Genomic DNA, 12,692 nt, shown 5'->3' with positions numbered 1-12,692 from the left:
GGGTCATCACGCCTCCGGGAACGCGGGCGCCGGGATGCCGACCGACTGCAGCTCGGCGCCGACCGAGGTGGGGAAGACGTCGGCCAGGGCGTCCGGGGTCCAGCCGCCCTCGGCGTACGCCGCCCTGATCTCCTGCGGATGCGACCAGAGTGCGACCTTGTCGCCGCCGATGCCGATGGCCTGGCCGGTGATGCCGCGGGCCGCCTCGGAGGCGAGGAAGGGGACGAGGGCCGCACAGTCCTCGGGCGTGCCGAAGCCCTCGCCCTTCCGCAGGAAGTCCGGCAGCCGCTCGCCGTTCTTCATGGCCTGGATGTACGGGGCGAAGGCCGGGATGGTGTCGGTCATGGCGGTGGCGGCCACCGGCACGATCGCGTTGACGGTGATGTGGGCCCTGGCCAGCTCCATCGACCAGGTACGGGCCATGGCGGCGATACCGGCCTTGGCGGCGGCGTAGTTCGTCTGTCCGAAGTTGCCGCGCTGGCCGGCCGGGGAGCCGACCAGGATCAGCGTGCCGCCCTCGCCCTGCTCGCGCATGCGGACGGCGGCGGCCCGGGCGCAGGTGAAGGTGCCCTTGAGGTGGGTGGTGAGCACCGCGTCGAAGTCCTCGTCGGTCATCTTCCACAGGACCTTGTCGCGCAGGATGCCCGCATTGGTGACCAGGACGTCCAGCCGCCCGAACTCGTTCACGGCACGCGCTACCAGGCGGTCCGCGGCCTCGGCGGTGCCGACCGGCACCACGTCGGCGACGGCCGTGCCGCCCGCCTCGGTGAGGGACTTCACGGCCGCTTCCGCCGCGTCCTCGTCGACGTCGTTGACGACGACGGAGGCGCCGTGCGCGGCCAGCGCCTGAGCGTAGGCGAGTCCGAGGCCCCGGCCGCTGCCGGTGACGACGGCGACCTTGCCGGTGAGATCGATGGTGGGCACGTACGAATCCCTTCGTAGGGGCGCCTGTACGGCGCTCGGGGTGCGACGTCGAGATCGAAGGTAAGAACAATGATTGTTGACGTCAATAGTTGTTGCCGACCGACGCGATGCGTCACACTGTGACCAGCACTCACCACCCGCCCCTGCCGGGGCCCTGACCCGGGAGCCCGTCATCGCCCGCCAGCCGCGCACCAAGACCCCCGTCCCGATCGACGCGCACGAGCCATGGATGCGCGGACTGCACGCGGACACGGGCTATCTCCTGTACCGGCTGGGGCTGCGTTCCGGGCAGCTCTTCAACGCCTTCCTCCAGGAGTCGGGCGTGCGCCTGCGGCACTACGCGCTGCTGCGCTTCCTCGCGACCTCAAAGGGGGCTCTGCAGCGCGAGCTGAGCGCCCGGCTGGGCTATGACCCCAGCGCGATCGTCGGTCTCGTCGACGATCTGGAGAAGCTGGGCTTCGTGGAGCGCCGGCCCGCCCCCGACGACCGGCGCAGCCGGATCGTCGTGCTGACGGAGGAGGGCCGCGCGTTCCTCCGCGACACCGACGCATCAGGTCTGCGCGTGACGAACGAACTGCTGGATCCGCTCAAGCCGGCCGAGCGGAAGACGCTGCATGCGCTGCTGCTGCGGATCGCGGAGGCGGGGCTGGAGTAACGCGGCACGGTTGTCGTGCGCGGAAAGCCCCGCTGTGGCCCGCCCGATGGGCAAGGTGCCCTGCGGCCGGTACCGCACCCCTGCGGCGGTACCGGCCCGACCAGCAGTGGTCGTGCGGGGCAGGCTCCCCTCCTGTCCGAGCCGGGCGGCAGGTGCTCGATGAGTGCCGCATGAGTGCCGCGTTCACAGCCGGCGCCGCCTGAGCGCCGCGTTCAGAGCTGGGGCCGGGCGGCACCGAACCGGGTGTCCTCGCCCAGCGCGGTCTCCTGGGCGAACGCGGCGTACGAGCTCGGGTTCACCAGGGCGTCGGAGGTCGGGATGGTGCTGTAGCGGGGCATGGTGACGCCGCCGATCACCGCCTGACCCTGTTGCACCCCGGCGACCACCTCGCCCGACCACTCCGGCACGTCGATGCCGGCGTCGAAGCGGAAGTGGCTCGCCTCGTGGATCAGCGCCGCCGCCCGGCCGTTGGGCCCATGGAAGGTCGAGAACTCGTTCCCGAGCTCGGTCAGTACGCCGGGCGTGGTCACTGCCGGGAACCCCAGGTCCGCGGTCCACTTGAACCGGTCCGGAAGCTCGTTGAGCCGCTCGCGGATCTGCCGGAGCCGGTCGCGGACCGTGTTCACCACGGTCGCGTCCGGGGATCCGGTCATGAAGTGATGGGCGAACGCCGTCAGGGTGGCGGGATCGAGCGGCGTGGCGGCCGCCGCCGTTTCGGCCGCGTCGATCCAGGCCAGACCGAGTTCGATGGCGGGTCCGGCGTCGAGCAGGGGGAAGAGGCCGTTCCACTGCCCGACGACGTCGGCCGGATCGGTGACGGTGTTGTCGACGACCTCCCCGTTGAAGTCGTAACGGCAGTAGACCGGCGCATTCACCACGATGCCACCGCTGGAGGTCCGTCGGCCGTCCCTGTTCACCATGGTGGTGACGGTCCGGAAGAGGTACGCCTTGGTGCCGAAGCCCCGCAGGCCGGTGATCTCGCCGTCCAGGTCGTGGGTGAAGTCGCCGCTGGTGTGCCAGTTCGGGCCGATCGGCTTCGGGTAGCCGGCCGAGGCCGCGTTGGCCGGCCAGTCGAAGCGCATGTAGTCCGCGCCGTGGAAGAAGTAGGCGAAGCCGCTCTTCATCCCGCCGCCGGGGAAGACGGCGTCGAGCGTGGTCCAGTCGGACGGCAGGAACCAGTTGGCCGCCGTCGAGGCGGGGTCGCCGTCCGGTTGCAGCCCGACCAGCTTGATCCGCTGGTAGTTGCCGCCTTGGAAGACGTACTCGAAGTCACTGAAGGCTTGTTGGCCGAGCAGCGCGCCGTCCAGGTCGCGGTCGAACGGCGCGGGGAACAACGGCTGCACCGGCGCACCCGCGGTGACCACGTGGTCCGCCGCCCAGTCGTAACCCACCGACCAGCCGCCGGCGAAGACGATGCTCAGGCTCGGGTTGGCGTCCGGCGTGGGCAGCGCGCCGGCGATGCGAACGGTGGAGGACATAGCGATCCGCCTGGGGGAGGGGCAGGGTGAGGGGGCCGGGGACGTCGTCCAGACACGGGCGGCACGACGGCTCCCTTCCACGCTAGCCCCCCGACCACCGGCCCGCACCCGGGCGCCGGCTGCGGTCGCCGACAACTCGACGGGGTGTCACCGTGGTTGAGAGGTCGGAGTCGGGCTCGGACGCCGTCCGGCGTCCGCCGGCACCAGAAATTCACGGGCACCAAGGGGGCCGACCATGCCACCTCGTAAGAAGGTCAAGCCGCAGAAGAAGCAGTCGCTCAAACAGAAGGTGGCGACCGTCGCCGGTGAGGCGCGGGACAGCGCGGCCGCGGTGGCCGCCGCCGCCGTCGCGGTGGGCAAGATCCAGCCCCAGACGGCACCGGTGGCCGGCCCGGTGGCCGTGGTCGCGGGCACCCTCGTCGTGTTCTTCACGGTCGTCCAGAAGCTGGCCGGAGACCCGCCGCGCGACGACTTCGACCAGGTGTGGGTGAGCGAGGCGGCGGTCGACGAGTCGGCCCTGCCCGACGAGGAGCCGCAGCGCACCGTCGTGCGGTTCGCCGCCCAGCAGACGGTCCTGGCGGACAACCTGACCGCACTGGTGACCTCGCTGGAGCGCTACGACGGCGCGGTGGACGCCGGCGACGACGATGCGGCGGACACCCAGGCCGATGCCGTGCAGCGGAACGCCGACGCGGCGGCCGCCGCCCAGCAGACCCTCCAGGACCTGGCCTCCGGTCTCAACAATGCCTGGAGGGACTACACCGGCCAGCACACCCCGGACTTCGGTTCGGTGACGCTCGATGACTTCAAGCAGTGGTTCCTGGACCACTGGGGCGACCCGCCCGACAACCCCGCGCAGTCGCCCTCGTCGTCGCTCCAGAGCCTGATCGCGGTCGTCACCGGAGCGGCTGACGACGTGTTGTCCCCGTTCGACGTCGGGATGCCGCACCCCATCCTGGAGGCCGACGAGGTCCCGGGCGAGACCGCGTCGCTGATCGGGGACGCGTACCCGGCCGCCCTCGCCGATGCGGCGACGGAGCTGTCCGGCTTGGTCGGCGAGGAGGAGTGATATCGGCTCGGCGGCTGTCGCCCACCCCGGTGGCGCCGGTACGCCACCGGAGTAAGCATGGAAGAGAGGCGAAGGTGCCTGTGCACCTCGCCCCTGGCACGGTCTCTGCACACCTTCATGGGCTCGGGTGAGGCGTTCCTCATGTCGTTCCATTCCCGCCGTCCCGTCTCCCTGTGGCTCGGGGCGGAGCTGCGAAACCATCCTGATGACGGCCAGCCCGACGGCCACGGCAACGACCACGGCGGCGAGCGCGGCGACCGTGCCGGCGGCGGCGGAGGGTTCGGGGGCGGGGGCGGCGGCTTCGGGGGAGGCGGTGGATTCGGGGGTGGCGGTTTCGGCGGGGGCTTCGGGGGCGGGGGCTTCGGTGGGGGCGGTGGGGGTCCTGGTTTCGGTGGGGGGCCCGGTGGTGGCTTCGGCGGCGGTGGCTTCGGCGGCGGTGGCTTCGGCGGCGGTGGTGGAGGTCCTGGTGGCGGCTTCGGTGGGGGCACGGGCTCCGGTACCGGGCGGCCTCCCACACATGAGCCTCCACCACACCAGCCTCCACCCCATGAGGACGACGTCGCGGAGGGACCGTTCCGGGTGGTGCGACCCGCGGACATGCTGGTCGTCGACATCACACTCATGGGGCTGCACTTCGACGACCATCGCCACCGCCTCGTGCGGGCCCCCGACACACCGAACGCGTTCATCCTCGTCGGGCTGCCTCCCCAGCACGTGGCGGAAGAGGTGCCCGACGACCTGAACAGGGTGACTGCTCCCATGCAAGCAGTCACCGCCGGCTCCACCCGGCTGGCCTTCTCGGTGCCGGCGGACATCAAGGAGCTGGAGCTGTCGCTGGACGGCTTGCTCGACTGGGAGCGCCTGGTGCCGCTCAGGGTGCCGGACGACCCACCAACCCCGGACACGCCGGGATCGACGTTCTTCCAGGGCGTTCCCAGAAGCATCATCGAGTTTCCCACCCGGCTGTTGATCAGCTACGACCAGCCCGTGGACTGGTTGGGCGGTCCCCAACCCCAACAAGCCGACGGGCGCACCGCGTTGTGGCACGTCCGGCTGCATCCTGCACCGGACGGCGCCGGGCTCGGTGCATCGGACGGCGGCGTGAAGTTGCGGGCCTTCGCCATGGTCACGAACGGGGGGAGGCTGCCACCGGGCGCGCCGTACGTAGACGTTGTCCTGCAGGACCTCGTCACCCTCACCAGCCGCATACCGTTGCCCGGAAAAGGGGGGCCGCTCGAAGTCCACAGTGACCCCTTGCGCGCGGAACAGTTCCTCCTCACGCCCATGGGTACCTCGGCCCATCTGCACGGCGCCTGGGAGCCGCTGGTGGATCCTGCCGCCCTCGCCCGCTACAAGGAGGTCGATCAGCGTGTCCCGGGCCTGGTGGCGTACGACCACATCACAGGGCTGGGGCGTGACCAGTACGTCCGCATCGTCTGGCACGGCCACTTGTGCACGGGCCATGAGGCCCTGCACATGCAGGAGTACAAGCGGCTCTTCATCGCGCGTCCGGACGATGGAATCGTGGCCTACCTGCAGCGGGAGGACCGCATCATCGTCAAGCAGCCGGAGGTGACGTACGGAGCAGCCACCGGCTTCCAGCATGAGGGACGCGAGATGCCGTTCAAGGTGCTGCGCATCACCGACCGCGTCACTCCGGTGATCATTCCGCCCGACGTCCCTCCCAATCCTCCGTTGCCCCCTGAACAGGACAAGCCGGACGTCAAGGCTTTCTGGGTTCGTCTCAAGGAATCCGGCAAGGACCACGAATTCACCCTGATCGGCACGGATTCCGAGGGCCGCAAGGTGAGCTTCACCATGCCGCTGGTGTTCGTGCCCGACGGACTGTCCAATGAACAGCAGCAGTTGAAGGACCTCTACGATCCGGAGAAGGAAAAATCACCCGACGATAAGCCCGGCAAGCCCAGCAAGATGGACCAGCGCCAGAGACGGGAGCTCCACGGCCAGGTCATGGCCATGGCGCAGCCCCCCGACGGCGCCCCCGGCAGCACCAGCCACGCAGTCGGCTTCCTGACCTTCCGGCTCGGCCCGGAAGGTGCGCCCGTAGTGGGCCAACCCTGTGTGGCGGCCGCGGAGGTCCGGGTCCCCGCCGTGGAGCAGTTCACCCCGAACGCCGGCAATCTCAAGGTCCAGTTCAACGACACGTTTCTGCAGCAGAAGATGGAGGGGCATCCGGCCGGGGCGTACCTGGATCTGACGACCCCGCTCAACCTCACCTTCGGGGCGCAGCAGGCGGGCGGACTCTCCAGCCCCAACGCCGCGGTGAAGCTGATCACCAGCCGGGCGGGCGTCCTCCCCGACATCTTCAAGTCGGACCAGGCCACCGACGCGATCACCGATGCGGATGCTGTCAAGGCCATCAAAGACGCCTTCGGCGGGGCGCAGTTGCTCGGCATCGACCTCAGCCAGTACCTGAATCTGAAGAAGCTGGTCAAGGAACAACTCGGCACACTGCGGAAGCTGGGTGACGACGAGATCGCGAAGATACTCGGAGACGCGAACCGTCTGCTGCCCGCGCCCGTGCTGCGCATGCGCGACCTGGCGGACGGACAGGGCAAGGAACTGCGGTATGTCTGGAAGCCGCCGCTGGACCCGCCGCCCGGGGGTTCCCCGCCCCTGATCGACGTGTCCAAGGCGTCGCTGGTCCTGGACGCCCGGACCGTGCGTTCGACGGACGCCGTCGCCAAATCCACGGTGGAGGGGAGCCTGAGCCACTTCGCGTTGGATTTCCTGGGTATGGCCCGAGTGGACTTCGAGAAGCTGAAGTTCAAGACCGGTCCGGGGCAGAAGCCCGACGTGGCGGCCTCCGGTGTGGAGCTGACGTTCCGCGGTCCGATGGAGTTCGTCAACACCCTCCGCAGCGCCCTGCCCGCCGATGTCTTCGGCGCCGGCGCGTTCATCGACGTCCAGACCACCGGCATCCGTGCCGGGTACAAGCTCGCCATTCCCACCATCCCCCTCGGCGTCTTCAACCTGGCCAACCTCACCCTGTCGGCCGAGCTGGCGATCCCCTTCGACGGCAAGCCGGTCTCGTTCCGCTTCTCGGTCTGCGAGCAGAAGCACCCCTTCAACGTCACGGTCTCGCTGTTCGGCGGCGGCGGCTACTTCTCCCTGCTGGTCGACGCCAGCGGCGTACAGGAGGTCGAGGGTGCCATCGAGTTCGGCGGCGCCGCGGCGTTGGATCTCGGGGTCGCGAGCGGCGGGGTCTCCATCATGGCGGGCATCCGCTTCATGCTCGCCAAGAACGACGTGAAGTTGTCCGGCTACCTGCGGTGCAACGGCTTCCTGACGGTGCTGGGCATCGTCACGGTGTCCGTCGAGTTCTATCTGGAGCTCACGTACGAGAAGAAGGGCAAGCAGTCGATCGTCCGTGGCCGAGGCACCCTCACGGTCAGCGTACGGATCGCCTTCTTCAGCAAGTCCGTCTCGCTGGAACTGGAGCGGACCTTCGCCGGTGCGCCGGTCGACCCGACCTTCGCGCAATGTTTCTCGAAGGAGCAGGACTGGCCGGAATACTGCGCGGCGTTCGCCGCGTGAGCGAGCCGCGTGGAGACGACCATGGACTTCGAACAGCAGATCAACTGGACCGTTCTCCCCGGCGGGATGACGGCCGACGGTACGCAGGTGAAGGTGTCGGTGTTCATCGCGCCGCGGCTGCTGGGGCCCGCCCCGCCCGACCCACCGGACCCGACGAAACGCCTCACGCTGGACTCGCACTTCCCCGATTTCCTCCGCTGGCCGGAGAAGATCGCGAACGCCACCTTTGACTTTGCCACCGGCGCGGGCACCCGTGAGCCCTCCACCTCCACCGAGACGGACGAGGAGCCCGACACGACACCCGCCCCCTCGACGCCCTTCGTCACCGGGGTGAAGCCGCACGGCCCGCTTCCCAATGCGCACTTGTGGCAGAGCCTCTTCGGTACCGGCACGCCGCTCGATCCCTACGTCTTCGAACGGCATACGGACCAGGCATGCGAGACCTACTCCGCCAAGGAGGTCAGCACCTTCACCAAGGAAAAGTACGCCGAAGCGGCCGTGAAATCACCCGAGGTACCACTCCCCACCAGCGACCTGGTGATGCCACCGAGCGACGGCTCCACGGACGGCGGATCGACCAACGGCGGCCCGACGGACGGAAGTTCAACGAACGGCGGCTCCCCGAGCGACGGCTCAGGGACCTCCGCGGGCACCGGTGACGTGGGTCCCAAGGACGAGCCCACAGCGGTCGGTGACACCACCGCGGACGACCAACCACCGATGCCTTCGGCGCTCCAGAGCCTGCACAGCTTCCACACGATCCCCATGCCGGAGGGACCGCCCACCGTCGCCGGCGAAGAACCGCCGCCACCGCCACGACCCGAGAAGCACGATCCCGACTTCCACCAGATGCTCACCTGGCTCGGCGACCACCCCACCCTGCTGCGGCAACTCGGACTCGTCCTGGACTTCCGCCTGCCGGCCAACCTGGTCCCCGTCTCGTCGGGCCAGCTGTTCCTGAAGGCCATCCCCCATTGGGATCCCCAACTGGGAAAGGAGGCGTCGCACGACGTGTCGCCCCGCACGCGATACGTCTTCCTGCCGGACCGCCGTGCCTTCGCTCCCCGGGCCGCGGCACCCACCGACGGCCCGCTGACGCCACCCGCCGGCGGCCTGGTGGAACTGCGGGGGAACTTCACTCTCGAACCGGCCGACATCGACGCCGCCGCAGGCAAAATGGTCGGGCCCGCCCAGGACGCCACCGGACTCGCCACGGTGCGGACCCACGGGATCGCGCTGGTCAGGGACAATCGCGTGGACAGCCTCCGGCAGGATTTCGCCCGAGCCGCCGAGCATGACAAGGCGTTCACCCAGGTGGTCGCGCAGCAGAAGGAACAAAGTGCGACACCCGACCCGCAGCATCCGGGAGCCGCCCCGCACGCCGCGGGCGACGAAGTGCCCACCCCCGAACTGTTCGCCGAGAACCTGGTGCGCGGCCACCGGCTGGACATCTGGGACGAGACCCGACGGCAGTGGTTCTCGCTGCACGAGCGCGAGGTGGAATACCGGAAGCCGCGCGGCGGACCGCTCCTGCTCACGGCCTCCGACGAGGGCTTCTTCCAGGCCCACCTGCTCAGACCACCCCCTGAGGCGATGCACCCCGACCACCTCTACGTGCCCGAGCAACTGGTCACCTGGGACGGCTGGTCACTGTCCGCGCCCCGGCCGGGCCTGGTGCTGGACACCGATACGGGCTCGGTCGACGAGGACCGGCACCCCAACCAGCCGGTACCGCTCAACAACGAGGCGCAGACGAAACTGCCGTTGGAAATCACACCGAAAGTGCGGCCCGGCACGCTGCCCAGGCTGCGGTTCGGCCACGAGTACCGGGTACGCATGCGCACCGTCGACCTGGCGGGCAACGGGCTCGAGAAGAAGGAGGCCGACGCCCTGGTCGACCTGACGGACAACGGAACGGACGGGGCGGCCGCCGATGGCCCGAAGGACCGAGAGGCCCTGCTGCTCCCCAAGGACGCGGGGCTACTGACCTTCCAGAGATTCGAGTCCGTTTTGGCACCCGCTGTGGTGGCCAGATTCCGGTCCGGGGAAGGCGCTTCGGACTACCGGCTGGTGATCCGCAGCAGCCCGGGGGCCGGCCCGCCGCCGGCCACTTCCGGGACGCCGCAGATCACCGTCCACCGGGCCAATGTCCAGCCCGGCATGACCAATGACGAGGTGCGTGTCGTCCAGCAGGCCCTCATCGCCCAGGGACATTCCATCCCGGCCGGCCCGACCGGATTCTTCGGAGAGCAGACCAGGGCTGCCTATGCCGACGAGCAAAAGGCCCAGGGCTTCACGGGCAGCGACGCCGACGGCGTACCCGGCTGCACGACTCTCATCGCACTCGGCCGCAAGAGCGGCTTCGCCGTCCTGGACTGCCACGACGCTGGCACCGACACCGGCACGGGAACCGGCACCGCGGCCGGCACCGGAGCCGGAATGACGGCGGAGCAGTACGCCGCGGACTTCAACCGGTCGCCGCTGGTCACCTCGGGAGGCCACGATCCGTACCGGGGTACCGACGAACGCCATGTGGTGGCACCGAAGGCGTCGCTGCGCTGCATCGAGTGGCATGGACTCCTGGACAAGGCCATCGGATCCACGGACCCGAACGTACAGAACGCCGTCTACGACCTGGCCGTACGGGAGAGCGGCTCGCTGAGCGACCCGTCCCAGCCGGATGTCGAAGTGAAGACGATCAAGTCACCGGCGGCGGACCCCAACAACCCGGCGAACACCGTTCTGCACACGGGCGAGCAGGTCGAACTGCCCTATCTCCCCGATCCGTTGTCCACGGGTGCCGTCTTCCTGGACCTGCCCGGCATGGCTGAGGGGAAGCCCTTCCCGGTTGCCTGGGACGGCGATGTCTGGCACCGCCCGCGCTCCCTCAGGCTGCGGCTGGCCGAGGGCACCGCGCCGCCGCGCTTCGACGAGGCGTCCCGGGTGCTGACCGTCTTCCTGCCGAAGGGCGCCGTGGCGACCGTCCGGGTGTGCTCCAGGATCGACTTCGAAGAAAAGATCATGGGCCTGGCCGGGTGGTGCCGGGATCAGCAGGAATCGGCACCGAGGCTCGCGATGGAGGGGGAGGGGGAAGTGGCGGCGAGGAGGGCGGCGGCAGCGCGGCGCACCGACGACGTGCTGGCACTGGCCGCCGCCAGCCGGCACTGGATGTTCACCCCCTGGCAGGAACTCACACTGGTGCACGCGGTTCAACAGCCGCTGAAATCACCGGTGTTGACGCTCGTACAACCACCGCCGGCGACCCGGCGTCCGCTCGGAGCGACCGCCCAGCACCTGTCCGGGGCCATCGCACTGGACGAGGACAGTACGGACCGGGTCGACCTGATCGCCGAGTGGACCGAGGTACGGGACGCCGGCCCCGAGGGCCGCGACACCCGCGAGATGACCGCCCCGGTCTTCGACGTGTTGACGGCGTGGGCGGCGAGCCAGAAGGGCGTCCCGGGCGCCGAACCCGCCCTCCTCCAGGACGGCGTCCTGACCTTCAATACCGAGGCGGCGGAGGAGAAGGCCAAGGCGGACGCCAAGGACGCGGTGGCGCACCCGGACAAGCACCCCAACCCACCCGGCCCGCCCCACCCCGGCAAGCACGAGTTCGGCGACACCAAACACCGGGTGGTGCGCTACCACCCGGTGGCCAGCAGCAAGTTCGCCGACTACTTCCCGGCGGAGTTCGCCATGCCGGACAAGAACGCCGGGTCCGCCACGCCGGACAAGAACGTGCTGACCGTGGCGGGGCAGCCGCAGGAGTTCTCCGTGCCGAGCAGCGCACGCCCCACAGCACCGCGACTCCAGTACTGCGTGCCCACCCTCACCCTGGAGGAGATCAAAGGACCGCCCGGTGTCATCGTCCACCGCCGGCACGGTCGCGGAATCCGGGTCTACCTGGACCGTCCCTGGTACTCCTCCGGAGACGGCGAACTGCTCGGCGTGGTTCTCGGCAGGCCGCCGGGAGGCGACCCCACGTCCGTACGGGACTCCTGGGTCACCCTGATGGGCCGCGACCCCATCCACCGTTCCGCTCCGGTCGTGGCCCCGACCCCGGAGATGTTCACCAATGCGGTGAAGCGGTCCCCGGAGCTCCCTCTCAATCCCCCCTCGACGGACCCCCCCTCGACGGATCCTCCTTCGATCGCCCTCCCCGTAGTGGTCGTCGGCTTCACCCCGCAGTTCGAAGAGGCCGCACAGAAGCCCGGCGAAACGCCCGTGCCGAAGCCCGGCGATGACCCAGACAAGGTCGGCCGCTGGTTCTGTGACCTGGACCTGGACACCGGGGACACCTGTCTGCCCTTCGTGCGGCTCGCCCTGGTCCGCTACCAGCCGGATTCCGTCTCCGGAGCCGAGATCTCCAAGGTCGTCCTCGCCGACCTGGTGCGTACCCTGCCCGACCGCGAGTTGCGGGTCACGCTCGGCGACCCGCTCTCGGTCAGCGTCAGCGGCCCTTCCTGGGACCCCACCGGCTCCCAGCCGCCACGGATCACCGCCACGCTGCAACGCCGCAACAGCCTGGTCGACGACGACGACCTCGGCTGGGTGACCCTCGACGACACCACCACCCCACTCACCTCGGTCGACGCGGAGTCCTCCCACACGCCCTTCTACACGGGCCAGATCCCGCTACCGCCCGGACGGCGCGGGCCGCTGCGTCTGCTGGTCCTCGAAACCGAGGGCATCCGCCCCGACGTCCCCACGTCGCTCACGACGCCGGGCCCGGTGATCTACTGCGACACCGTCGAACTCCCGCCGAGGCCGGGCGGTCCGGGCGACGACCACGACCACGGCGACGGTCACGATCACGGTGGGCCGGGTGACCACGATCACGACCACGGCGGGCCGGGTGACCACGGCCACGACCACGGTGGGCCGGGTGACCACGGTGGCGGATTCGGCGGGTTCCGTCACGGCTGACCTGGGGTTCCTTACCTGCGAGGTAATCGACTCTCCCCACCGCATCGCGCAGGCTGATCACTACATGACTGGTCACGACATG

Annotated in this window: 6 protein-coding genes; 4 read left to right on the top strand and 2 right to left on the bottom strand. The window is 69.6% G+C overall.

Features of this window, described 5'->3' with window-relative positions; translation table 11 throughout:
- Positions 1-6: 6 nt before the first annotated feature.
- Positions 7-924, bottom strand: coding sequence for an SDR family NAD(P)-dependent oxidoreductase (locus tag ACZ7MX_RS02795; RefSeq protein ID WP_472128656.1), 918 nt, complete (start codon positions 922-924; stop codon positions 7-9).
- A 229-nt stretch (positions 925-1,153) separates the two neighbouring features.
- On the opposite strand from ACZ7MX_RS02795, the gene ACZ7MX_RS02790 reads away from it, so the two are divergent.
- Positions 1,154-1,579: a MarR family winged helix-turn-helix transcriptional regulator gene (locus ACZ7MX_RS02790; protein WP_472128654.1), complete on the top strand. Its 426-nt coding sequence runs from the start codon at positions 1,154-1,156 to the stop codon at positions 1,577-1,579.
- 212 nt (positions 1,580-1,791) lie between these two features.
- On the opposite strand, the gene ACZ7MX_RS02785 is transcribed toward ACZ7MX_RS02790, so the two are convergent.
- Positions 1,792-3,057 (bottom strand): hypothetical protein, encoded by a 1,266-nt coding sequence (locus tag ACZ7MX_RS02785; RefSeq protein ID WP_472128652.1) that lies wholly within the window; start codon positions 3,055-3,057, stop codon positions 1,792-1,794.
- A gap of 235 nt (positions 3,058-3,292) precedes the next feature.
- Here ACZ7MX_RS02785 and ACZ7MX_RS02780 point away from each other — a divergent pair, with 235 nt between their 5' ends.
- The 3 genes from ACZ7MX_RS02780 to ACZ7MX_RS02770 all read left to right on the top strand — a co-directional run bounded on the left by ACZ7MX_RS02780 (position 3,293) and on the right by ACZ7MX_RS02770 (position 12,610).
- Complete coding sequence (locus ACZ7MX_RS02780; RefSeq protein WP_472128650.1) at positions 3,293-4,126, top strand: hypothetical protein; 834 nt, start codon at positions 3,293-3,295, stop codon at positions 4,124-4,126.
- Between the two features lie 579 nt (positions 4,127-4,705).
- Complete coding sequence (locus tag ACZ7MX_RS02775) at positions 4,706-7,684, top strand: hypothetical protein (RefSeq protein ID WP_472128648.1); 2,979 nt, start codon at positions 4,706-4,708, stop codon at positions 7,682-7,684.
- A gap of 21 nt (positions 7,685-7,705) precedes the next feature.
- On the top strand, positions 7,706-12,610 hold the full coding sequence (locus ACZ7MX_RS02770) for a peptidoglycan-binding domain-containing protein (protein WP_472128646.1): 4,905 nt from the start codon (positions 7,706-7,708) through the stop codon (positions 12,608-12,610).
- Positions 12,611-12,692: the final 82 nt, after the last annotated feature.

This window comes from Streptomyces sp. NPDC107765 (genome assembly GCF_055657085.1).
This window is presented reverse-complemented; position numbering and strand designations above follow the sequence as displayed.

Coding starts and splice junctions, on each gene's coding strand:
- ACZ7MX_RS02785 (WP_472128652.1), bottom strand. CDS start 3,057: ATGTCCTCCACCGTTCGCATCGCCGGCGCGCTGCCCACGCCGGACGCC.
- ACZ7MX_RS02790 (WP_472128654.1), top strand. CDS start 1,154: ATGCGCGGACTGCACGCGGACACGGGCTATCTCCTGTACCGGCTGGGG.
- ACZ7MX_RS02770 (WP_472128646.1), top strand. CDS start 7,706: ATGGACTTCGAACAGCAGATCAACTGGACCGTTCTCCCCGGCGGGATG.
- ACZ7MX_RS02780 (WP_472128650.1), top strand. CDS start 3,293: ATGCCACCTCGTAAGAAGGTCAAGCCGCAGAAGAAGCAGTCGCTCAAA.